Below are 22,927 nucleotides of genomic sequence, written 5' to 3'. Positions count from 1 at the left end.
CGGTGCCGGATGAGTCCGCGGGTGCCGGATGAGTCCGCGGGTGCCGGATGAGTCCGCGGGTGCCGGATGAGTCCGCGGGTGCCGGTTGGGTTCGCGGATGGTGCAACGGGGGTGAGCCGGGCGAGGGGCTCAGGAGCGTTGGGCGACCCGGCCGAGTACGCCGCTGAGGAAGGCGGGCGAGTCGTCGGTGGACAGGTCGCCGGCCAGCGCGACGGCCTCGGCGATGGCAATGTCGTCGGCGACATCGGTGTGCAGGATCTCGTAGACGCCCAGGCGGGCAGCGATCCGGTCGACGCGGGGCATCCGCTCCAGGCTCCAGCCGCTGGACAGCGACTCGCGCAGGGCGGAGTCGATCTGGTCGGCATTGTCGATCACCCCGCGCACCAACTCCCGGGTGAAGTCGCGCACCGGCGGGTCGGCCGCCGCGATCTGGTCGGCCAGCAGCCGCGCCGGGTCGAAACCGCGCAGCTCCGCGGCGAACAAGATGTCCAGGGCGTGCTTGCGCGCCTTCGAGCGGGTGGACAGCTTCGCCCGTGGGCCGCGCCGCTCCGGGCCCGGCGCGGGGTCGTGCCCCGCCGCGGGATCGGCGGCCACCTCAGACCCGGCTCAGGTATTCACCGGTACGGGTGTCGACCTTGACCCGCTCCCCGGTCGTCAGGAACAGCGGAACCTGGATCTGCTTGCCGGTCTGCAGCGTGGCGGGCTTGGTGCCGCCGGTGGAGCGGTCCCCCTGCAGCCCGGGCTCGGTGTAGGTGATCTCCAGCTCGACCGAGGTGGGCAGCTCGATCGACAGCGGGTTGTCCTGGTGCAGCGCGACGGTGGCCAGCGCCTCCTCCAGCAAGAAGTCCTTCGCGTCGCCGACCACGGCGTCCGGGATGGTCATCTGGTCGTAGGTGGCGGTGTCCATGAACACGAAGCCCGCACCGTCGTGGTAGAGGTACTGCATCTCGCGGCGGTCGACATTGGCCGTGTCGACCTTGGAGTCGGAGTTGAAGGTCTTGTCGACCACCTTGCCGGACAGCACATTCTTGAGCTTCGTCCGCACGACCGCATTGCCCTTGCCCGGCTTGTGGTGCTGGAACCACAGCACCTGCCACAACTGACCGTCCAGGTCGAGGACCATGCCGTTCTTGATGTCGTTGGTGGATGCCACCCGCTGCCCCTTCTCGTCGAGTCGTGCTGTCCGGCCCGCCGGGACCGGCGGGGAACAACGCCACAGCTTAGCCGCCTCCGGCGCCGTTCAGCCCAACTCGATGAGCAGGCCCGCGTCCTGTTCGGCGGCCGCCGCAAGGATCGGTGCCACCGCAGCCGCATCCTGGAAGCCGAGCCCGACGGAGTTGTACACCACGATCCGTTCCGGGTCGCGGCCGGGCGGGTCGTTCAGCAGTTCGCCGAGCGCATGCAGCCGTGGGCGTACGCCCGCGGCACCGGCCCGCACCAGGCAGCCCGCCTGCTCCCGAGCGGTCGCGATGTCGTCGACCACGACCAGGCCAGCCCGGTCGAGCAACGCCGGGGTCAGCTCGGCGGCATGCGGGGCGAAGGAACCGACCGAGATCACCAGCGCCCCCGACGTCACGTCACCGGCATCGAGGACCGGTTCGGTGCTGGTCGTCGCGCAGACCACGATCGCGGCATCGCCGACCTGGGACAGGGTTCCCGCGGCGAGCGGTACGCCCAACTCGGGTCCGAGCTCGGTGACCAGGGCGTCGGCCGAACCCGCGCTGCGCCCGATCACCACGGCCTCGCCGAGCAGCCCGACCGCGGCCAGGGCGCGCAGGTGGGCGCGGGCCTGCACCCCGGCGCCGAGCACCGCGACCCGGCCCGGTCCCGGCGCCGCGAGCAGTTGCGCGGCGACCGCACTGGCGGCGGCGGTCCGCGCGGTCGTCACGGCCTCGCCGTCGAGGATCGCGGCCAGCCGGCCGGTGGTCGGATCCTGCGCCAGAATCGTCGCGCTGATGGCGGGCCGCCCGGCCGCGGCATTGGCCGGATTCACGCTGCCGAACTTGGCCACCGCTCCGGCCCACTCGCCCGCCCGGGCCGCGTAGGCGAAGGCGGTGCTGCCGTCGGGCCCCGGCAGCAGGCCGCGCGGTGCCAGTGCCACCTCCCCGCGCGCATACGCGGCGAACACCGCGCGCTGGGAGTCGATGATCGCGAGCGGGTCGATCAACGCCGCGACCGTCGCGTGATCAAGAACGCGGATCGGCACCTGGTCCCCCGGCCGGCTCCGTGCCGGTGTCGTCGGTGGTGATCTTGGCGATGTCGACCGAACCGCCCGGCATCACCCGCCGGGTACGCCGGTAGCCGTAGAGCACGTAGACGACGATGCCGATCGCCATCCAGCCGAAGAACCGGATGAATGTGTCGAGCGGCAGTTGGGCGATCAGGAACAAGGAGAACCCGACGCCGACGATCGGCAGCACCGGCATCAGCGGCATCCGGAACTCGCGCGGCAGGTCCGGGCGGCGGTAGCGCAGCACCAGCACCGCCAGGCTGACCACGATGAAGGCGGCGAGCACCCCGATGTTGACCAGCTCGGCCACGATGCCGATCGGCGCGACGCCGGCCAGGATGGCGGCGAGCACCGCGATCACCCAGGTCGGCCGGTGCGGGACCTTGTTCTTGCGGTGCATCGTCGCGAACCAGCGCGGCATCAGCCCGTCGCGGCTCATCGCGTACCACAGCCGGGCACCGGCCATCATGAACGTGAAGCAGACCGTGACGATGCCGACCACCGCGCCGATCGCGATCACCAACCCGAGCCAGCCCAGCCCGTGTGCCTGGAAGGCGTAGGCCAGGGCGGCCTCGGGGTCGAGCTCGGTGTAGAGCACCATGCCGCACATCACCAGCGCGACGGCCACATAGAGCACCATGCAGATGCCCAGGCTGAGCAGCATCGCCTTCGGCATCTTGCGCCGGGAGTCCTCCGACTCCTCCGCGGCGGTGGACAGCGCGTCGTAGCCGAAGACCGCGAAGAAGACGACCGACGCGCCGGCGAAGACGCCGGGCCAGCCGAACGGCATGAAGTCGGCCAGATTGCCCGGGTCGACGTAGAAGACGCCGACCCCGACCACCACGCAGACGATGATGATCTTGATGATCGTCAGGACGGTCTCGACCCGCGCCGACGACTTGGTGCCGCGGGTCAGCAGGAACCCGACGCCGAGGCAGACGATCACCGCGCCGAGATCGACAACGCCCGGATTCTCCTCGGCGAACGGCGAGGCGGCCGCCCATTGCGGCAGCCCGAGGCCGATCGCCTCCAGCACATAGTTCAGGTACCCCGACACCCCGATCGCCACCACCGCGACGATCGCGGTGTACTCCAGCAGCAGGTCCCAGCCGATCAGCCAGCCGACGAACTCGCCCAGCACGGCCGCGCCGTAGGTGTAGGACGAGCCGGCGCGCGGTACCAGCGAGGAGAACTCGGCATAGGCGTACGCCGCGCACAGCGACGCCGCGCCCGCGATCAGGAAGCTGATCACCACCGCCGGGCCGGCGGTGTTGCGCGCCACCTCGCCGGCCAGGCTGAAGATGCCGGCGCCGATGATCGCGCCCACGCCGATCATGGTCAACTGCAACAGCGTCAGCGACCGGGTGAAGGTCTGATCCTTCGGCACATCCGCCGGCAGGGTACGCCGGAAGATCCCCCGCTCACCGGTCGAGAACAGCCCGCCGCTTGGCGGCGGCCCTCCCCCTTCTCGGGTCGTGCTCATGGCGAACTCCCCTTCCCGCTCGGTTCCCCCGTACGGTCGTCCACTGATTCAGGCTCGCTCCCCGAGGCTGCCGCGTCCAGCGTTTCGCCCGAATCAGACGAACTCGACCCCCTGGGCGAGCGGGAGCTGGCCGGAGTAGTTGACCGTATTGGTCGCGGGCCGCATGTAGGACTGCCAGGAGTCCGAACCCGACTCCCGGCCACCACCGGTCTCCTTCTCGCCGCCGAAGGCGCCGCCGATCTCCGCGCCCGAGGTGCCGATGTTGACGTTGGCGATCCCGGTGTCGGAGCCCGCACTGGAGACGAACAGCTCGGCCTCGGCCTGGTCGCCGGTGAAGATCGCCGCGCTCAGGCCCTGCGGAACCGCATTGTTCATCGCGATGGCGTCCTCAATGTCGTCGTAGGTCATCACATAGAGGATCGGGGCGAAGGTCTCCTCGGTGACGATCGCTTCCTGGCCCGGCATGGACACCACGGCCGGCTCGACGTAGTACGCCTCGGGCGCCTCGTCGGCCAGCACCCGCTCGCCACCGGCGCGGACCTTGCCGCCCTGGGCCTGGGCCTCGTCCAGCGCCCGCCGCATCCCCTCGAATGCCTTCTCGTTGATCAACGGGCCGACCAGCGTTCCCTCGGCCTCCGGGTCGCCGATCGCCAGCGTGCCGTAGGCGGCGGTGATCCGGCCGACCAGCTCGTCGGCGATCGAGGAGTGCACGATCAGGCGGCGCATGCTGGTGCAGCGCTGCCCGGCGGTGCCGGCGGCGGCGAAGACGATGCCGCGTACCGCAAGATCGAGATCGGCGCTCGGGGTGACGATCGCCGCGTTGTTGCCGCCCAGCTCGAGCAGCAGCTTGCCGAACCGCGCGGCGACGCGCGGCCCGACCTCGCGGCCCATCCGGACCGAGCCGGTGGCAGAGACCAGCGCCACCCGCGGGTCGTCGACCAGCCGCTCGCCGCCGGCCCGGTCGGAAACGATCACGTGGTGCAGGTCGGCCGGCGCACCGACCTCGGCGACGGCCTTCCCCAGCAGCGCGTCCGCGGCCAGCGCGGTCAGCGACGTCAGCTCGCTCGGCTTCCACACCACGGTATTGCCGCAGACCAGCGCGAGGGCGGTGTTCCACGCCCAGACCGCGGCCGGGAAGTTGAATGCGGAGATGATCCCGACCACGCCGAGCGGGTGCCAGGTCTCCATCAGGCGATGCCCCGGCCGCTCCGAGGGCATCGTCTTGCCGTAGAGCTGGCGCGACTGGCCGACGGCCAGATCGCAGATGTCGATCATCTCCTGGACCTCGCCGAGCGCCTCGGAGGTGATCTTGCCCGCCTCGGCGGTGACGATCCGGGCAAGGTCGGCCTTGTGCTCGGTGAGCAGCTCTCCCCAGCGCTTGATCAGATTGCCGCGCACCGGTGCCGGGGTGTCGCGCCAGGCCGGGAACGCCGCGGCGGCACGGGAGATCTTGTCGTCGATGCTCGCCGCATCGTCCCCGGTCGCGCCGGGCAGCGCACCGCCGGTGATCGGGGTACGCGTGGCGAAGTCGCCGCCGATCCGATCCGGGGCCACGCCGCAGGCGGCGAGGGCGTCGGTGACGGATCCGGCGATGGTCGCGGTGCCGGGCAGGGTCATGATCGATCTCCAATCGGTTCGGTGCGGATGCTGATGCCGAGTCGGTCGGCCGCGGCGGCCAGCGACTCGGTACGACGCGCGGCGTAGAGCCGCTGGGGATCGGCGATGGCGACGCCGATCAGCTCGGACAGTCGGGCGAGATCGTAGTCCTCGCCCGACCGGGAGGCATCGCGCGTACCCTCCCCGGTGAGGTTGGACTGGAAGATCCCGGCGGCCGAGCGGGGCAGGAAGTCCTCGTAGACGATCGGTTCGGCGACGAGCACGCCGCCGGCGACCAGGTCGGCAAGGTCGTGCTCGCCGCCGCGTACCACGGAGTCCTCGCCCACGGTGTAGCTGAACCAGCCCAGGCCCTGCTCGGCCAGCCCGGACTCGGTGTCCGGCAGTCCCGCGGCCCAGACCGCCCGGGCGGTGCGCTGGCGGGGCGTGCCCAGGGCCCGGATCCGTGGCCCGTCGCCGCTCGGCCTCGCCTCGGCGGGCCCGTCCGGGTCGGCGGCCAGTCGGCAGTCGATCTCGGTGAGCAGCTCGTCGTAGCGGTCCCGTCCCGCCGGGGTCAGCGCGATCCCGCGCGCCTCGACCTCGCCGAACCGGACGCGGAGCGCGCCGGGGCCCTCGGTGCCGTCGGCGAAGCGGAAGCTGCGTTCCTCGTCCAGCGCCCGGAACGAGGTCTGGCGCAACAACACGTCGGGCCCGTTCCAGCGCGGCGGGCCCTGGATCTCGTCGATCATGGTGATCCCGCGGCGTTCCATCCGGTCGTAGAGCTGATCGATGTCCAGCACCCGGGGTGTCAGGTGGTTGATGTGGGTCGACGTCACACCCGCGATGTCGGCGGCGACCGCGCTGACCCGTTCCAGGCGCCGGTACCAGTCGTGGTCGACCGGCTCCGCCGACAGTTCGAACGCGCCGGTGGCGAGCTTGAGCAGTCGCTCGGCGTCGTCATCGCGCAGCCCGCCGCCGGCGATCGCGGCATCGGCGAGTTCGAGCAGCTCCGGGCCGAACAGTTGCCGCGAGGCGACGAAGGCCTCGACCTGGGCGCCGAGCTCGGGATCGAAGAAGCGCCGATCGCCCGGGGTGAGCATCGAGGTGAACACTCGGAAGGGGTTGCGGGCCAGCTCGTCGGCCGTGGTCGGCCGGAACGCGGTGGAGACCACGGGCACCGCGGAGGCGGCCGCATCGCGCAGGTCGTAGAAGCCGACCGGGCTCATCCCGAACGCGCCGAACACCCGCGCCACTTCCGCGAGCTCGCGCGGGGAACCGACCCGGATCGCGCCGTGCCGCTCGGCGGTCACCCGGTGGATCGACCCGAGCCGTTCCGCGCCCGCCGGGTCGGCGGCCGCGACATCGGTGTTCACCTCCGTCGAGACCTCGACCAGCGTGGTGTAGGCGGGCACCTCGGCCCCGTACATGGCCGACAGCCTGCGGGCGAACGCGGCCCGCAGTTGCCAGGCCGGGACGAAACTCATCGCTGCCCTTTCGATCGATCGTGGACGGTTCAGATGATGTGCAACTCGCGCGGCCGTTCGGCACGGCGGGCGAACCGCTCGGCGCTGAACGGCGCGGGATCCATGAAGGGGCGCCGGCCGAGCACCAGATCGGCGACGATCCGCCCGGCACCGGGCGCCTGGAGGAATCCGTGGCCGGAGAAGCCGGTGGCATAGAGGAATCCCGGCACCCGATCGCTCGCCCCGATCAGGGCGTTGTGGTCGGGCGTGTTCTCGTACAGCCCGGCCCATCCGCCGGTGGTGGGCAGGTCGGCCAGCCCGGGTGCGCAGACCCGTGCGGCGGCCCGGAACCCGGGGAGCCACTCCTCGCTCGGCTCGCGGTCGAAACCGTCGGGGGTGTCGGGATCGGAGATGCCGACCAGCAATCCGTCGTCGGCCGCGGCGGTCCGGGCGCCGAAGCTCGCGTTGTGGAAGTACATGGTGGTGGCGAGGTCGAGGGTGAACGGCACCCGCGGCCAGCCTCCGCGCCGAGGCGGGGTGATCGCGATCTGTCGTTTCACCGGGGTGACCGGCAGGTCGACGCCCACCCAGTCCCCGACGCGGGCACTCCAGGCCCCGGCGCAGCAGATCACCGTGTCGGTCGCGACCAGGCGATCGCCGACCCGGACCCCGGCCACCCGGCCGCCGGTGAGCTCGATGCCGGTCGCCGCGGTGCGGGTGCAGATGGTGGCGCCGGCGCGGGCGGCAGCGGCGGCGTACCCGTCGACGACGCGGGCCGGCTGGGCGAATCCGTCGCGCGGCGACCACGACGCCGCCACGAGGGCGGCGGGATCCACCGGCGGACAGAGCGCCGCCGCCTCCTGCGGGCCGATCACCCGGGCGCCCGCGCCGAACGCGTTCTGCACCGCGACGGCGTCCTCGCAGACCGGGAGGTCCGCATCGTCGCGGACCAGGAACAGGTAGCCCACCCGGTGCAGCCCGATGTCGCAGCCGACCTCGGCGCCGAAGTCCAGATAGCGCCGCAGGCTCCACGCGGCCAGCTCGACATTGGCGGGATCGGAGAAGGTGGCGCGGACCCCGCCCAGCGGCTTGGCCGAAGATCCGGCGCCCAGCTCGGCCGCCTCGAGCACCACGACATCCGACAGCCCGCCGGCGGCGAGGTGGTGGGCCACCGAGACCCCGAGCACGCCGCCGCCAATGACGACCGCGGCGGCGCGGTCCGGGAGCGGTGCGGACATGGCGCCATCCCACCCCGCCGATCCGTTTACGTCAAGTGAAGTTTCCTTGACCAATCACTTCACAGCTTGCGAAGCTTTCCCGATGCAGTGGTCACCGCAGCAATTGGAGGCATTCCTCGCCGTGTCCGGCGAGGCGACCATGGCCGAGGCCGCCGACCGGCTGGGCCTCAGCCTGGCCGCGGTGTCCCAGCGCATCGCGGCCCTGCAGGCCGGACTGCCCGAACCGTTGCTGGTCCGCGACGGTCGCCGCCTGGTCACCACCGACGCCGGCCGCACCTTCGCGCGGTACGCCGAGCGCATCCTCGCCACCGCCCGCGAGGCCGAGCAGGCACTGGCGGCCGATGCGACCCGGCGGGCGACGGTGACGCTGGGCGTGTTCGGGTCGGCCGCGGCCACCATCGTCCCGGCGGCGATGCACGAGCTGGCGGGCCACGCGGCGATCGCGGTCGAGACCCGCGAGATCGGCGTGGACGAGTTGGGCGCCGCGGTAGCCGCCGGCCGGGTCGATCTCGGCCTCGGAGTGGGGTACGCCGATGCGCCGGAACCGCCCCTGCGCGGCGTCGACACCGAGGTGCTGCAGACCGAGGAGCTGCTGTTGGCGCTGCCCCCGGGATCGGATCCGGATCCGGCCGACCGCGCCGCGCTGGCCGATCGGCTCGACTGGATTCTCGGGCCGGCGAGTTCCTACTTCGGTCGGGCGGTCCGGGTCGCCTGCGGGCGTGCCGGCATCACGCCGCGGGTGCGACACGAGGTCACCGACACCGCCGTGGCGATCGCGCTGGCCGAGGCCGGCGCGGGCATCACTCCCGTCACCGCCCGCATGGTGCGGCTGCGCCCGACGAGCTCACCGCTGGTGCCGCTGCCGGTCCCGGCGTACCGACAGGTCGTGATTCGCGCGCGGCGGGCCCAGTTGTCGCGACCGAGCGTGCGCGCCGTTGCGGACGCGCTCACCCGCGCGACGATCGGCACGGCCGGGGGCGCCGCCGGCGTGCCGTAACGTCGGCCGCGCACGCGAGCGAGGGAGGCAGCATGCACAACCCGTTGGTCGATCGGATGCGGGGCTTCGGCACGACGATCTTCGCCGAGATGACGGCACTCGCCGACGCCACGGGGGCGATCAATCTCGGCCAGGGCTTTCCCGACACCGACGGACCACCCGAGGTGCTCGAGGCCGCGCAACGGGCCATCGCCGACGGGCACAACCAGTACCCGCCGGGCCGGGGCATCCCGGCCCTGCGCCGCGCGGTCGCCGAACACCAGCGCGCCTGGTACGGCCAGAACTGGGATCCCGACACCGAGGTGTTGATCACCGCCGGCGCCAACGAGGCGATGACCGCCACCATCCTCGCCCTGTGCGAGCCGGGCGACGAGGTGATCCTGCTCGAGCCCGCCTTCGACTCCTACTGGGCCTCGATCGCCCTGGCCGGCGCGCGGGCGGTGCCGGTCCCGCTGCAGGGCCACGACCTGCGCCTGGACCCCGACCTCCTGCGCGCCGCGGTGAGTCCGCGTACCCGGTTGATCATCGTCAATTCCCCGCACAACCCGACCGGCCGCGTCCTCGATCGCACCGAGCTGCAGACGATCGCCGACCTGACGACCGAACGCGACCTGCTGGTGGTGACCGACGAGGTCTATGAGCACCTGACGTTCGATGATCATGCCCACCTTCCGCTGGCCGGGTTCGAGGGCATGCGGGACCGCACGATCTCGATCTCGTCTGCCGGCAAGACCTTCTCGGTCACCGGCTGGAAGATCGGCTGGGTCTGCGCGGTGCCCGAGTTGATCAACGCGGTCACCACGGTCAAGCAGTTCATGACCTATGTGAACGGCGCGCCGTTCCAGCACGCGATCGCCGCCGGGCTGGGGCTGCCGCCCGAGCGGTTCGAGCAGATTCGCGCCGACCTGCAGGCCGGTCGCGACGTGTTGGTGCCGGCGCTGGCCGAGGCGGGCCTGGACGTGCTGCCGAGCCAGGGCACCTATTTCGTCACCGCGGACGTGTCGGCGCTCGGCGAGAGCGACGGGCTCGCCTTCTGCCGGTCCCTGCCGGAGCGGTGCGGCGTCGCGGCGATCCCCAGCCAGGTGTTCTACGCCGAGCAGACGCCCCGGCCGCTGGTCCGCTTCGCGGTCTGCAAGCGACCCGAGGTGCTGGCCGAGGCCGCAGACCGGCTGTCGGCGCTGCGTCGCTGATCGCCGAGGTCGCGGTCCGGGTCGGCGGCAGAGCGCGCCACAACCGACCACTGGTCGGGGTTTGGTCCGGCCTTCGGCGTTCGCACTCGCCGTTACCGACCACTGGTCGGGGTTGTGGCGGCGCGATGTCGACGGCGCCGAATCGCGTCGGCCGAGGCTGCCCAAAGGCTGGCGGCACTCGGGCGGTGACGGTTAGGGTCGCAGTGGTTTGACCTTTCCGGCTGCCACTCGCGGGTAGCCGGCACCCCCGACCGTCCGACCGAAGGAAACATCAATGCCGATGTACAGATCCGCCCCGCGGCGGTTCGCCGCGGCCATCGCCGCCGTGCCGCTCGCCGCCGCCGGCCTGTTCGTGGCGTCGCCGCCACAGATCGCCGGCGCCGACCCGCTCGATCCCGCCGACGGGATCACCCGCGCGGAGAATCCCCGCGTACCCGAGGGCGCCGTCTGGTACGAGCAGTACTTCGACTCCCCCGTCGCCTCCAACGACGGCAGCGCCGTGGAACTGCATGCCGACGTCATCCGGCCGGCCGACATCCCGGCCGACCAGCAAACCCCGGTGATCTTGTCCGTCGGGCCCTACTTCGCCCACGCCGGACAGACCAGTGTCGAGCAGTCGGCGACCGGCCCCTCGGAGCGGTTCAACGACCTGATCGAGGGCGCGGACCTGATGGATCGCGGCTACACCTTCGTGATGGTCGACCTGCGCGGCTTCGGCGGCAGCTCGGGCTGCCTGGACTGGGCAGGGCCGGGCGAGCAGGCCGACGTGAAGGCGGCCGTCGAGTGGGCCGCCGACCAGGAATGGTCCAACGGCAAGGTCGGCATGTACGGCAAGTCCTACGATGCCGTCACCGGCCTGATCGGTGCCAACCTGCAGCCCGAGGGGCTCGAGGCGGTGATCGCCCAGGAGCCGGTGTGGAACATGTACAACTACCTGTACTCCAACAACGTGCCGCGGCCCAACCAGATCTACACGCCCTCGGCGTACAACTCGATCGCCAGCATCCCGGGATTCCCCGAGGACAGCCAGCGCTACCGCGACAACGCCGCCTACACGGGTACGCCCGCCGGCGCTTGCTACGAGACGAACTCCCGCGAGCCCGCCGAGAACACCAGCCTCGACACGGCGTACTGGCAGGCCCGCGATCTCGCGGCGCAGGCGCAGGGTTCGACCGTGCCGCTGTTCGTCACCCAGGGCTTCATCGAGACCAACACCAAGCCCGAGGACATGGACACCTACCTGGCCAACCACGCCGGCCCGCAGCGCGGCTGGCTCGGCCAGTGGAACCACGTCCGCGGCAACGATCTCGACGACCCCGATGATCCGAACAGCCCGCTCGCGATGGGCCGCGAGGGCTGGTTCGACGAGGTGATGTCGTTCTACGACGAGTACCTCCAAGGCGTCGAGCCGACCGTCGACTACCCGAACTTCCTGATCCAGGACAGCGACGGCAACAGGCGCGGCCAGGAGACCTGGCCCGGCAAGGCCCGCACCGTCTCGGTCAGCCTCGGCGGCGGTCGCTATCTCGACGACGGCGTGGCCCAGGGCCCCGCCCCGGACCGGACCCAGGCAGACCAGACCCAGGCCGACCAGAGGCAGGCAGACCAGAGGCAGGCGGACCGGGGCCGATCCGGCGAGGGTGCCGCCCGCGAGGGCGACATGGAGTATGTCGAGCGCACGCCGCCGGGCCTGCGCAAGGACCGGGACAAGCGTGGCGGCCCGCGGCACGGCGAGGTCGGCCAGAACTATGCGACCTTCTCCGATCCGGTGCGCAGCGAGGTACGCCTGACCGGTACGCCCGCGATCAACCTCAAGACCAAGGGTGAGCGCAATGTGATGGTGCGACTGTGGGACGTCTCGCCGGACGGCACCGCGGTGATGATCAACGAGAATGTCGCGGTGCTGGAGGCCGACGGGAGGACCCGCTTCGACCTGAAGTCGATGGAGTGGACGCTCCATCGGGGCGATTCGCTCGCGGTGACGATCGGTACGCTCACCGACGGCTACTGGTGGCCGGAGCCCTCCGGGCAACAGGTCACCGTGCAGTCGGCCAAGCTCGACCTGGCCCTGCAGTCGACGGCCGATGACGTGGCGGCCGAGGGCGAGCGCGCGCCGTTCCTCGATCGCTACATCGCCGCCTACACCGCCGACGAGCCGATGACTCCGCCGGCCAAGGGCAGGTTCCGCCTGGCCCTGCCGGGCAAGTGAGTCTGCCCGGCCGGTAGGTCAGCCCGGATCGGGCTCGCGGCGGGGGCCGTCGGCCGCCGCCGCGAGCCGGATCACCGGGTCCGGGTGCCCGCCCGCGACGACCCCGGCGGTGATCGCGGCCGCGAGCTGCTCCGCGCGGTCGGTCGGCACCAGTGCCAGGCACGCACCGCCGAATCCCCCGCCGAACAGCCGGGCCCCGAGCGCACCCGCATCGACGGCGGCCGCCACGGCCGCGTCGATCGCGGGCACGGAGTTCTCGAAGTCGTCGCGCATCGAGGCGTTGGAGGCGGTGAGCAGGTCGCCGATCTCGGCCGCGCGGCCGGCGTCCAACAGCTCGGTCACCCGGGCCGTGCGGGCGTTCTCGGTGACGACATGGCGGACCCGGCGAAACACATTCGGGGCCAGGCGCGGGCGTACCCGATCAAGATCATCGACGCCCAGCTCGCGCAGCGAGGTCAGGCCGAGCACCGAGGTCGCCTCTGCGCACTCGGCCCGGCGCTGCCCGTAGCCGCCCGTGCCGTGCTCGTGCCGGGTCCCGGAGTCGATGATCAACACGCCGAGCCCCGCGGCGGCCAGGCCGAGCGGGACCGCGCGCCGGGCGAGATCGGCGAAGTCGATCAGTACGCCGTGATCGCGCCGGGCAAACATCACGGCGGTCTGGTCGAGGATGCCGGTGGGTGCGCCGACCGCGACATTCTCCGCCCGCTGACCGGCCGCCGCGAGCTCGGCGGGACCGAGGTCCAGCCCGAACAGCTCGGCCAGCGCGGTCCCGACGGCCATCTCCAGGGCGGCCGACGACGAGACGCCGATGCCGACCGGGACGTCGGAGGTGACGGTCGCCTCGAACGGCCCGATCGCCCCGGGCACCGCCTGTGCGAGCGCCCACGCCATCCCGATCGGGTACGCCGCCCAGCCGTCGACGGCCGGGGGTTCGGGCAGCTCCAGGACCCGGGCGGGGACGCTCACCGGCCCGGCACCCGGGCTGTCGCTGCGCACCCGCAGGATCGGGTCGTCGGCGCGGCGCACGGTGACCGACGTTCTGCGGTCCAGGCCGAACGGCAGCGACAGGCCGGCGTTGTAGTCGGTGTGATCGCCGATCAGGGTCACCCGGCCGGGCGCCGACCAGGTCGTGCTCATCGCGCGACCACCGGATGCTCCCGCTCGGCCCGGGCGATCGCCTCGCGCAACCGGTCGGCCTGCTCCTCCGGGGCCACGTCACCGACCCAGCCACCCATCGCGGCCTCGCTGCCGGCGAGGTACTTCAGCTTGTCCGGGCCGCGGCGCGGCGAGGTGATCTGCCAGGTCAGGCGTACCGTGTCGCGGTGCTGGTGCACCGGGGCCTGGTGCCAGCCGGCGATATAGGGCGTCGGGGTGTCGTAGAGCGCGTCCACCCCGCGCAGCAGCTCCAGCGTGGCAACCGCCAGCTCGGCGCGCTCTTCGGAACTGGTCGCGGCGAGATCGGGAAGCTGCCGATGCGGGACCAGATGCACCTCCAGCGGCCAGCGGGCGGCGAACGGGACATAGGCCGACCAGTGTTGACCGCGCAGGACCACGCGCGGCCCGGACAGCTCCGCGGCGACGATGTCGCCCATCAGCGTCGGGCCGTAGCTGTCGATCTGGCGCAGCAGGGCCGATGTCCGCGGAGTGATGTAGGGATAGCCGTAGATCTGACCGTGCGGATGGTGCAGGGTGACGCCGATCTCCACGCCCCGGTTCTCGAACGCGAAGACCTGCTCGACCCCGGGCACCCGGCTCAGGGCGGCCGTGCGCGCGGCCCACGCCTCGACCACGGTCCGCGCGCGGGTCGCGGTCTGGGTGGCGAACGAGCCCGTGCTGTCGGGGCTGAAGCAGACCACCTCGCAGCGGCCGACCGCGCGCCGATGGTCGAACAGGCCGGGATCGCCGGGGCCGGCGCCGACCGACTCCGCGACGTCCGGGCCGAAGGCGGGCGACCGGTTCTCGAAGACCGCGACGTCGTAGTCGTCCGGGATCTCCGAGTTGGGGTTGTCGGTGCCCTGCGGTGCCAGCGGATCCAGGGTGGGCAGCACGGCGCGGGCCTGGCGGGCCGTGGCCATCGTGATCCAGTCGCCGGTCAGCGGGTCGCGCCGCAGTTGCGGCGTCTCGGGGCGCGGCGCGAGGCTGCGGCGGTCAACCGAAGGCACCGGACGCGGAGGCGTACCCGGGTCGTCGAAGTAGATGATCTCGCGGCCGTCGGCCAGCCGCCCGGCGCGCTGCGTGACCTCCGATGCCGGCTCCCGCCGGGTCGTCGCCACTCGTCCGCTGCGCGATGCCACGTGTGTCATCCTCCCGCCGCCACGCCCCCGCCGACCCCGTTTCGGGGGCAAAACTAACACTTCGTTACACAAACGCGTTCATACGCACCAACCATGTGCAGGTTTTTTCGTTTATGGTCGTTTCAGAACGTCAGTCGGCGTTCACCCGCCGCGGTCGGCCGCGTCGGTCTGGACAATGTCGTCAGGAGTCAGCGTGACCACTCATCCCGCCCTCACCCGCCGCCGCCTTCTCGGGCTCGGACTCGGGGCCGCCGCCATCGGCGCCGTACCAGCGCTCGGTGCCTGCACCGGGACCACGACCCCGCCGGGCGCGGGCTCGCCGGGGGCCACCGGTTCGGCCACCTTCGGTTCGAACGCCTCCGACCCGGTGCCCCGGGCGGCCTATGCCGCGGTGGTCGAGGCCTACTCCGCCGGCGGCAACACCGTGACCACCAACACGGTCCCGCACAACGACTTCCAGAACAACATCAGCACCTACCTGCAGGGCAGCCCGGACGACGTCTTCACCTGGTTCGCCGGCTACCGGATGCAGTACTACGCCGAGCAGGGTGTGCTGGCGGACGTGGACGACGTCTGGGCCGAGATCGGCTCGAACTTCTCACCGGCTCTGGCGGCCGCCTCGACGGGGCTGGACGGCAAGAAGTACCTGGTGCCGAACTACAACTATCCGTGGGTCGTGCACTACCGCAAGAGCCTGTTCGCCGATCGCGGCTACCAGGTGCCGACGACCTGGGACGAGTTCGTCGCGCTCTGCAAGCAGATCCAGGGCGACAAGATCATTCCGATCGAGTTCACCAACAAGGAGGGCTGGCCCGCGTTCGGCATGTTCGACTACCTCAACATGCGGACCAACGGCTACCAGGCCCATGCCGACCTGTGCGCCCACCGGTCGAGCTGGGACAGCCCGGACGTGGCCGCGGTCTTCGACGGGTGGCGCGAGATCCTGCCCTTCCAGAATCCCGGCGCGCTGGGCATGACCTGGCAGGACGGTGCGGCGAACCTGGGCGAGAAGAAGTCGGCCATGTACCTGATCGGCACCTTCGTCACCCAGGAGTACGCCGACAACAACGAGGTGCTCGACGACATCGACTTCTTCCCGTTCCCGGCGATCGGCGACGAGGGGCAGAGCGCGGTCGAGGCGCCGATCGACGGGCTGCTGCTGTCACGCCGCGGCGGGGAGAATCCGGTCGCCCGCGATTTCGCGAAGTTCGTCGGTACGCCGCAGGGGCAGGATGCCTACTCCGCCAAGGACACGTCCAACCTGCCGACGGCAGCCGAGGCCGATCGCAGCTATCTGACCCCGATGCTGACCAAGGCGGCCGAGCTGATCGCCGGGGCGAGTGCGGTGAGCCAGTTCTTCGACCGCGATGCCCTGCCGGCGATGGCCAGCAATGTCCTGGCTCCGGCCCTGCAGGAGTTCACCCGCGACGGCAAGATCGACCTCGCCAACATCGAGGCGCAGGCCGCCCAGCTCTACGCAGCCCAGTGACCGCAACGCTCGATGCGCCGGCCCGCGACCGGGTCCGGCCGCGCCGCCCCCTGCGCACGCTCTCGATCACCGACAAGATCGCGCTGGCGATCATGGTCGGCGTCCCGACGCTGGTGCAACTGCTGCTGGTCTGGCTGCCCGCACTGGCCTCGATCGGCCTGTCCTTCACCCGGTGGAACGGGATCGATCTCGACCGCATCGAGCCGGCGGGACTGGCCAACTACGACTACATCGTCTCGCTCTACCCGCCGTTCTGGCCCGCCGTGGCGCACAACGTCATCTGGCTGCTCTTCCTGGCCGGCATCGCCACCCCGCTCGGGCTGCTGCTCGCCGTGCTGCTGGACGGCAAGCTCGCCGGCAGCCGGATCTACCAGAGTGTGTTCTTCGTCCCGGTGATGATCTCGCTGGCTCTGACGGGCGTGATCTGGCAACTGTTCTACCAACGCGACAACGGCCTGCTGAACAACATCCTCGGCACGGCAGGTACGCCGGCCGCGATCGACTGGTTCGGCGATCCAAATGTCAACCTGCTGGCGGCGATGGTGGCGGCGACCTGGCGGCACGCGGGCTATGTGATGATCCTCTATCTCGCCGGCCTCAAGGGCGTCGACCCGGCGCTGCGCGAGGCCGCCGCGATCGACGGCGCGAACGGCTGGCAGACATTCTTCCGGGTCGTCTTCCCCGCCATGCGGCCGATCAACATCATCATTGTGGTGATCACGATCATCGAGTGCCTGCGCGCCTTCGACATCGTCTATGTGATCAACCGGGGCACGAACGGCCTGGAGCTGCTCGGCGCGCTGGTCGTGCAGAACCTGGTCGGCGAGGGCCAGGTGATCGGCATCGGCTCCGCGCTGGCGGTGATCCTGCTGGTCGTCTCCCTCGGGCCGATCATCTTCTACCTCACCCGCGCCTTCGGAAGGGAGGACTGATGGCGACCACCGCGCGTACCATCCGACCCCGATGGGGGACCCATCTGTTCTTGTTGGCCATGTCCGTGATGTGGCTGGCCCCGCTGCTCTGGGCCGCCTACACCGCGCTGCGGCCCTACGGCTCCACCCAGCGCCTCGGCTACTTCTCGGTCGGCGGCGAGTACAACCTGGACAACTTCGCCAGGGCGTGGACCCAGAGCGGATTCCTCACCTACCTGACGAACTCCGTGATCATCGTGGTCCCGACCGTCTTCTTCACCCTGGCGTTGTCGTCGATGATGGCCTATGCGGTGACCCGGGTGCGCTGGGCGCTCAGCATCCCGCTGCTGATCGCCTTCACCGCGGGAAACCTGCTGCCGCCCCAGGTGTTGGCCGCCCCGTTGTTCGCGATCTTCAAGAACCTGCGACTGCCCTACTGGTTCTCCGACTCCGGCTCGCTGCTCAACACCTACATCTCGGTGATCATCGTGAACCTGGCCTTCCAGGTCGGGTTCTGCACCTTCGTGCTCGCCAACTACATGAAGGCGCTCTCCCCCGATCTCACCGAGGCCGCCCTGGTCGACGGCGCCGGCGTCTGGCGTCGCTACTGGTCGATCGTGCTTCCCCTGTGCCGACCCGCGCTGGCCGCGCTGGCCACCTTGGAGATCATCTTCATCTACAACGACTTCTTCTGGCCGTTGCTGTTCATCACCTCCGGGGACCGGCTACCGGTGACCACGGCGATCAAGAATCTGCAGGGCCAGTTCTTCAGCGACTACAACCTGCTGGCCGCGGGCGCGCTGATCACTCTCATCCCGACGTTGATCGTCTATCTGCTGCTGCAACGCCACTTCGTCGCCGGGCTTACGCTGGGATCGAGCAAAGGATGAGAGCGATGAACCAACGCACGCGCACGATGATCGCCGCCGAGCGGCAGGCCGCGATCATGCAGACCGTACGCGAGCGACGGATCGTCCGGGTCAGCGATCTTGCCGACGACTTCGAGGTCTCCCCGATGACCATCCGCCGCGACATCGACGGGCTGCACGAGCAGGGGCTGCTGGAACGCGTGCACGGCGGCGCCCGGCTGGCCCGACACGGCGCGACGGAGGAGCCCCGGCCCGGCGAGAAGGCACGGCAGCAGCAGGCCGAGAAGGCCGCGATCGCCGAGGCGGCGCTGGCCCAGATCCAGCCGGGACAGGCCGTCGGACTGTCGGCCGGCACCACCACACTCGCGCTGGCGCGCCTGCTCGGCCGGGTCAGCGAGCTCACCGTGGTGACGAACTCGGTGCCGATCGCCGAGGCCCTGCGGCAACATGCCGGGGCCAGCACCGTGCTCACCGGCGGCCAGCGAACCGTCTCCGACGCGCTGGTCGGTCCGATCGCGGTGTCGGCGCTGCGCCAGTTGCACATCGACCTGCTGTTCGTCGGGGTGCACGGCATCGACGAACGCGCCGGGTTCACCACACCGAACATGCTGGAGGCCGATGCCAACCGCGCGTTCCTGGAATCGGCGCGCCGGCGGGTGGTGCTGGCCGACCACAGCAAGTGGGGCCTGCTCGGGATCAGCTCCTTCGCCGGCCTCGACGACGTCGACGAGGTGATCAGCGATGTCGGTCTCGACCAGGGGGCGCGCGCGCTGCTGGCCGACGGGGTCGGGCGGCTCACCCTGGTGGATCCCGGCGCCGGCGAGCCGCTGGTGCTCACCGGCGGAGACGGATGAGGCCGGCGCGTCCGCGGCTCGAGGAGCCGGTCGGCACGCGCGCGGAGCTGCGCTCGGACACGGTGCTGGAGGCCGTGTCCGTGGACGCACCCGGCTGGGCGGCGACCGACACCGAGTTCGCCGAGCTGCTGCAGGTCGCGCTGCACGGCGGCTCGCTCGCGGACGCGCAGCTCTATCGGACGCGCTGGACCGACGTGGAGGTGGTCGGGTCCGATCTGGCGAATCTGGTGCTTCGGGAGAGCATCTGGTCGCGGGTCGCGCTGGAGCGTTGCCGCGCCACCGGGCTCATGCTGGCGGGCTGCCGGATCGCCGATCTGACGGTGGTCGATGCCGTCGCCGAGCTCGCCAACTGGCGGCAGGCGCGCGTGCGCCGGGCGGCGTTCACGGGCTGCCGGCTGGCCGGGGCCGACTTCGGTGGCGCCGAGCTGGAGTCGGTCACCTTCGATCGTTGCGACCTGACCGACGCGCGGTTCGCCGGGGCGCGGCTGTCCTCGGTCCGGTTCGTCGGCTGCACGATGACCGGGCTGACCGGCGTCGCATCGCTCGCCGGCGCCCGTATCGAACCGGTGAATCTCGCCGAGCTCGCCGGGCAGTTCGCCGACGCCCTCGGCATCGAGCTGGTCGTCGAGAACGACGCCTGACCCGCAGCCACACCTGCGCCCGCCGCACCGGGGCGCTCAGGCGGGCTCGAGGAACTCCCAGATGGCGGCATTCAGGCCCCCGTCACCGAGTCGGGCGTACCGCCCGTCGGGCAATCCACGCTCGACCAGCCGGACCGCGCGCTCGTCGGCACCATCGGCGAGGACCAGGGACGCAGCCCGCACCTCCCCGAGGCGCCCGGTGACATCGACCCGGCCGAGCGCATCGATGGCGGCCAGCAGCCGGTCCTTGTCGATATTGCGGTCGGCGAGGCGGCTGCGCGGCATCAGCTTCACCGCCATCCGCTGGCTCGCCCGGGCCCAGCCCGGCAGGCCGAGCAGCGGATCCACCAGCACCAGCCGGTCGACCAGCTCGGGATGGTCGGCGGCCAGCCGGATAGCGACCGCCGCGCCGAGGCTGCGCCCGCACAGGCTGATCCGCTGCACACCGTGCAACTGCGGCAGCCGCGCCAGCGCGTCGACCGCCGCGCCCAGATCGAACGCGCCGCTGTCGGTCGGCTTGGTTCCCGCGATCCACGGCGTCAGCGGCCGCCAACCCGGCGCCATCGCCACCACCTGGTCCTGCCAGACCAGCGGCGTCTCCCCCAGCCCGTGCAGGAAGACCAGCAGCCGTGGGGCATCCTGCGCGCCGGGCTCCGGCTGCGGTTCGCTCACGCGTCACCTCCGAGTTCTCGGTACGCCGCGGCGAGCGCCGCCTCGTCCGGGCCGGCGACCACGCACGCGCTCGCCAGCCCGTCCAACAGCACGAAGCGCAACACCGCGCCGCGGGCCTTCTTGTCCAGGGCCATCGCCGCGCGCAGTCCGGACCATTCCCCGGCACCCGCCGCGGTCGTGGGCAGCCCCACCGCGGCAAGCACCTCCCGGTGCCGGTCCACCAGCGCATCGTCGGCCAGCCGCAGCCGGCGCGCCAGCAGCGCCGCATAGACCATGCCCACCGCGACCGCCTCGCCGTGCCGCCAGCGGTACTCGTGCAGCCGTTCGATCGCGTGCGCCAGCGTGTGCCCGTAGTTCAACAGTTCCCGACCGACCCGCGTGCCCTCCGAGGTCGCCTCACGAAGATCGGCCGACACCACGCGGGCCTTGACCGCGACGCCGCGGGTGATCAACTCCGTCAGCCGCGCCGAGTCCGGGCGTACCGCGTCGGCCGGATCATCCATGATCAGGTCCAGGATCTCCGGGTCGGCGATCAGTCCGCACTTGATCACCTCGGCCAGCCCGGCGACCAGGTCGGCCCTCGGCAGGGTGTCCAGCAGCGCGGGGTCACACAGCACCCCGGACGGTTCCCAGAAGGCCCCGACCAAGTTCTTGCCGGCGGCGATGTTGATCCCGGTCTTGCCGCCGACCGCGGCATCGACCATGCCGAGCACGGTGGTCGGGATCGTGATCAGGCGTACCCCCCGCAGCCAGCTCGCCGCGACGAATCCCGCCAGATCGGTGGTCGCACCGCCGCCGAGACCGACGACCAGGTCCGAGCGGGTGAATCCGTCGGCGGCCAGTCGGTCCCAGCACCGCGCCAGCACCGTCGGGGTCTTCGCCGCCTCGGCGTCGGGAACCTCGATCAGGCTGGCCGGTACGCCGAGATCCGCCGCGAGCCGCTCCGCCCGCTCCGCCAGCACGGCCGGGTGCAGGACGGCGACCCGGGACGCATCGCCCGCGAGCTCGCCCAGCCGCTCACTGGCGCCGCGTTCGATGATCACCGGGTACGGCCGTTCGGCGGCCACCTCGATCGTGCTCACCCGGAGCGCTCCGCGATGATCAGGTCGGCCACCTCGGCGGCGGCCAGATCGTCGGTGTCGACGGTCAGTCCGGCCGCGGCCGCATACAGCGGGGTTCGCTCGCCGAGCAGCTTGATCAACCGGCCGCGGACGTTGCCGAGCAGCAGCGGCCGCGCCACGTTCAGGCCCACTCGATCGGCGGCGCGACCCGCGCTCACCTTCAGCCACACCACCTCGTGGGCGGCCAGCGCGTCGCGGATCTGCGGGTCCAGCACGGCACCGCCGCCGAGGGAGACCACCCGCTCCCCCGGCTCCGCGAGCACCGCCAGCGTGGCCTCGCGCTCCAGGTCCCGGAACGCCTTCTCGCCGTCGGTCGCGAAGATCTCCGCGATCGCGCGACCGGTGCCGGCCTCGATCAGTTGATCGACATCGACGAAGGGCAGCTCGAGCCGCTCGGCGAGCGCCGGGCCGACCGTCGACTTGCCCGAGCCGGGGGCGCCGACCAGGACCAGGCTCACGCGTGCACCTCCGCCGGCGCGACCGCCAGTCCACGCGCAGCGATGTCGGCGAGATAGGCCTCGGCATTGCGCCGGGTCTCGCCGACCGAGTCGCCGCCGAACTTCTCCAGCGCCGCCTCCGCCAGCACCAGCGCGACCATCGCCTCGGCCACCACGCCGGCGGCCGGGACGGCGGCGACATCGCTGCGCTGGTGATGCGCCGAGGCCGCCTCGCCGGTGGCCGTGTCGACAGTACGCAGCGCGCGCGGCACCGTCGCGATCGGCTTCATCGCCGCGCGTACCCGCAGCACCTCGCCGGTGCTCATCCCGCCCTCGGTGCCGCCGGAGCGACCGCTGGCGCGCCGCACCCCGCCGGCCGCCGGCTCGATCTCGTCGTGTGCCCGGGAGCCCCGGGTGCGGGCCAGCGCGAAACCGTCGCCGATCTCGACGCCCTTGATCGCCTGGATACCCATCAGCGCGCCGGCCAGCCGCGCGTCCAGGCGCCGATCGCCCTGGCTGTAGCTGCCGAGGCCGGGCGGCAGCCCCCACGCGACCACCTCGACCACCCCGCCGAGGGTGTCGCCCGCCTTCTGGCAGGCCTCGACCTCGGCATACATCGCCGCGGCCGCCTCCGGGTCCAGGCAGCGCAGCGGGTCGGCGTCGATCGCCGCGAGGTCACCCGGCCCGGGCAGCGTGCCGGGCGCCACCGCCACCGGCCCGAGCTCCACGACATGGGAGAGGATCGCGACGCCGAACGCCTGGGACAAGAAGTTCTGCGCCACCCGCCCGACGGCAACCCGCGCGGCGGTCTCGCGCGCCGAGGCGCGTTCCAGCACGGGCCGGGCCTCGTCGTGGGCGTACTTCTGCATCCCGACGAGATCGGCATGCCCGGGCCGCGGCCGGGTCAGCGCCGCGCCGCGCGCCTGCCCGGCCAGCACCTCCGGATCGACGGGATCGGGCGACATCACGGTCTGCCACTTGGGCCATTCGGTGTTGGCGACCTCGATCGCGACGGGCGAGCCCATCGTCTGCCCATGGCGTACCCCGCCCAGCAGGCGCACCCGGTCGGCCTCGAACTTCATCCGCGCCCCGCGACCGTGACCGAGCCGGCGGCGCGCAAGCGCCTCGGAGATCTCGGAGGTGGTGATCGACACGTGCGCGGGCAATCCCTCGATGATGGCCACCAGGGCCTCCCCGTGGGATTCGCCGGCGGTCATCCAGCGGAGCATGGGCGCC

At 71.6% G+C, this 22,927-nt stretch carries 21 protein-coding genes; 8 read left to right on the top strand and 13 right to left on the bottom strand.

The window, feature by feature from the left end:
- Positions 1-129: 129 nt before the first annotated feature.
- The 7 genes from nusB to ACXDC7_RS10475 all read right to left on the bottom strand — a co-directional run bounded on the left by nusB (position 130) and on the right by ACXDC7_RS10475 (position 8,007).
- The gene (gene nusB, locus ACXDC7_RS10505; protein ID WP_459222092.1) at positions 130-594 is read right to left on the bottom strand and encodes a transcription antitermination factor NusB; all 465 of its coding nucleotides are present in this window, start codon (positions 592-594) and stop codon (positions 130-132) included.
- A 1-nt stretch (position 595) separates the two neighbouring features.
- Complete coding sequence (gene efp, locus ACXDC7_RS10500; RefSeq protein WP_179443605.1) at positions 596-1,153, bottom strand: elongation factor P; 558 nt, start codon at positions 1,151-1,153, stop codon at positions 596-598.
- Between the two features lie 87 nt (positions 1,154-1,240).
- Positions 1,241-2,206, bottom strand: a complete 966-nt coding sequence (locus ACXDC7_RS10495) for an ornithine cyclodeaminase family protein (protein ID WP_459222091.1) — start codon at positions 2,204-2,206, stop codon at positions 1,241-1,243.
- Complete coding sequence (locus ACXDC7_RS10490) at positions 2,187-3,713, bottom strand: amino acid permease (RefSeq protein ID WP_459222090.1); 1,527 nt, start codon at positions 3,711-3,713, stop codon at positions 2,187-2,189. Before ACXDC7_RS10490 ends, ACXDC7_RS10495 begins: the two co-directional genes overlap by 20 nt.
- A gap of 93 nt (positions 3,714-3,806) precedes the next feature.
- On the bottom strand, positions 3,807-5,330 hold the full coding sequence (gene amaB, locus ACXDC7_RS10485) for an L-piperidine-6-carboxylate dehydrogenase (RefSeq protein ID WP_179443608.1): 1,524 nt from the start codon (positions 5,328-5,330) through the stop codon (positions 3,807-3,809).
- A complete protein-coding gene (hglS, locus tag ACXDC7_RS10480) occupies positions 5,327-6,790 on the bottom strand; it encodes a 2-oxoadipate dioxygenase/decarboxylase (RefSeq protein ID WP_459222089.1) in 1,464 nt (487 codons plus the stop codon). The genes amaB and hglS overlap by 4 nt, the downstream gene beginning before the upstream one ends.
- Before the next feature lie 29 nt (positions 6,791-6,819).
- Entirely contained in the window at positions 6,820-8,007 is a 1,188-nt protein-coding gene (locus tag ACXDC7_RS10475) for an NAD(P)/FAD-dependent oxidoreductase (RefSeq protein WP_459222088.1), read from the bottom strand.
- An 82-nt stretch (positions 8,008-8,089) separates the two neighbouring features.
- Between ACXDC7_RS10475 and ACXDC7_RS10470 the strand changes: the two genes are divergently transcribed.
- The 3 genes from ACXDC7_RS10470 to ACXDC7_RS10460 all read left to right on the top strand — a co-directional run bounded on the left by ACXDC7_RS10470 (position 8,090) and on the right by ACXDC7_RS10460 (position 12,403).
- On the top strand, positions 8,090-9,004 hold the full coding sequence (locus tag ACXDC7_RS10470) for a LysR family transcriptional regulator (protein ID WP_459222087.1): 915 nt from the start codon (positions 8,090-8,092) through the stop codon (positions 9,002-9,004).
- Positions 9,005-9,036: 32 nt separating this feature from the next.
- Positions 9,037-10,194 (top strand): pyridoxal phosphate-dependent aminotransferase, encoded by a 1,158-nt coding sequence (locus tag ACXDC7_RS10465; protein WP_459222086.1) that lies wholly within the window; start codon positions 9,037-9,039, stop codon positions 10,192-10,194.
- 274 nt (positions 10,195-10,468) lie between these two features.
- Positions 10,469-12,403, top strand: a complete 1,935-nt coding sequence (locus tag ACXDC7_RS10460) for a CocE/NonD family hydrolase (RefSeq protein WP_459222085.1) — start codon at positions 10,469-10,471, stop codon at positions 12,401-12,403.
- Positions 12,404-12,421: 18 nt separating this feature from the next.
- Here ACXDC7_RS10460 and ACXDC7_RS10455 read toward each other — a convergent pair whose 3' ends face one another.
- Complete coding sequence (locus ACXDC7_RS10455; protein ID WP_459222084.1) at positions 12,422-13,540, bottom strand: galactokinase; 1,119 nt, start codon at positions 13,538-13,540, stop codon at positions 12,422-12,424.
- Positions 13,537-14,697, bottom strand: coding sequence for a galactose-1-phosphate uridylyltransferase (galT, locus tag ACXDC7_RS10450; protein ID WP_343045804.1), 1,161 nt, complete (start codon positions 14,695-14,697; stop codon positions 13,537-13,539). Before galT ends, ACXDC7_RS10455 begins: the two co-directional genes overlap by 4 nt.
- A 193-nt stretch (positions 14,698-14,890) precedes the next feature.
- On the opposite strand from galT, the gene ACXDC7_RS10445 reads away from it, so the two are divergent.
- From ACXDC7_RS10445 to ACXDC7_RS10425, 5 genes are read left to right on the top strand one after another with little or no spacing between them, the layout of a single operon-like run.
- Positions 14,891-16,186, top strand: a complete 1,296-nt coding sequence (locus ACXDC7_RS10445; RefSeq protein WP_459222083.1) for an ABC transporter substrate-binding protein — start codon at positions 14,891-14,893, stop codon at positions 16,184-16,186.
- Positions 16,183-17,118, top strand: coding sequence for a carbohydrate ABC transporter permease (locus ACXDC7_RS10440; protein WP_459222082.1), 936 nt, complete (start codon positions 16,183-16,185; stop codon positions 17,116-17,118). The genes ACXDC7_RS10445 and ACXDC7_RS10440 overlap by 4 nt, the downstream gene beginning before the upstream one ends.
- On the top strand, positions 17,118-17,987 hold the full coding sequence (locus tag ACXDC7_RS10435) for a carbohydrate ABC transporter permease (RefSeq protein WP_459222081.1): 870 nt from the start codon (positions 17,118-17,120) through the stop codon (positions 17,985-17,987). Before ACXDC7_RS10440 ends, ACXDC7_RS10435 begins: the two co-directional genes overlap by 1 nt.
- A gap of 5 nt (positions 17,988-17,992) precedes the next feature.
- Positions 17,993-18,820: a DeoR/GlpR family DNA-binding transcription regulator gene (locus tag ACXDC7_RS10430; protein WP_246292500.1), complete on the top strand. Its 828-nt coding sequence runs from the start codon at positions 17,993-17,995 to the stop codon at positions 18,818-18,820.
- Positions 18,817-19,461 (top strand): pentapeptide repeat-containing protein, encoded by a 645-nt coding sequence (locus tag ACXDC7_RS10425; RefSeq protein WP_459222080.1) that lies wholly within the window; start codon positions 18,817-18,819, stop codon positions 19,459-19,461. The genes ACXDC7_RS10430 and ACXDC7_RS10425 overlap by 4 nt, the downstream gene beginning before the upstream one ends.
- 36 nt (positions 19,462-19,497) lie before the next feature.
- On the opposite strand, the gene ACXDC7_RS10420 is transcribed toward ACXDC7_RS10425, so the two are convergent.
- Genes ACXDC7_RS10420 through aroC form a run of 4 tightly spaced genes read right to left on the bottom strand, consistent with a single transcriptional unit; the run spans position 19,498 to position 22,920 of the window.
- Complete coding sequence (locus tag ACXDC7_RS10420) at positions 19,498-20,133, bottom strand: alpha/beta fold hydrolase (RefSeq protein ID WP_459222079.1); 636 nt, start codon at positions 20,131-20,133, stop codon at positions 19,498-19,500.
- Positions 20,130-21,215, bottom strand: coding sequence for a 3-dehydroquinate synthase (gene aroB / locus ACXDC7_RS10415; protein ID WP_459222078.1), 1,086 nt, complete (start codon positions 21,213-21,215; stop codon positions 20,130-20,132). The genes ACXDC7_RS10420 and aroB overlap by 4 nt, the downstream gene beginning before the upstream one ends.
- Entirely contained in the window at positions 21,212-21,712 is a 501-nt protein-coding gene (locus tag ACXDC7_RS10410; protein ID WP_459222077.1) for a shikimate kinase, read from the bottom strand. Before ACXDC7_RS10410 ends, aroB begins: the two co-directional genes overlap by 4 nt.
- Positions 21,709-22,920 carry a chorismate synthase gene (aroC, locus tag ACXDC7_RS10405; protein ID WP_459222076.1) on the bottom strand — a complete coding sequence of 404 codons (1,212 nt, stop codon included), beginning with the start codon at positions 22,918-22,920 and terminating at the stop codon, positions 21,709-21,711. Before aroC ends, ACXDC7_RS10410 begins: the two co-directional genes overlap by 4 nt.
- Positions 22,921-22,927 lie beyond the last annotated feature (7 nt).

It is taken from the genome of Naumannella huperziae, assembly GCF_054073625.1.
The sequence above is the reverse complement of the archived record's forward strand: the minus strand, read 5'-3'. Positions and strand labels throughout refer to the sequence as shown.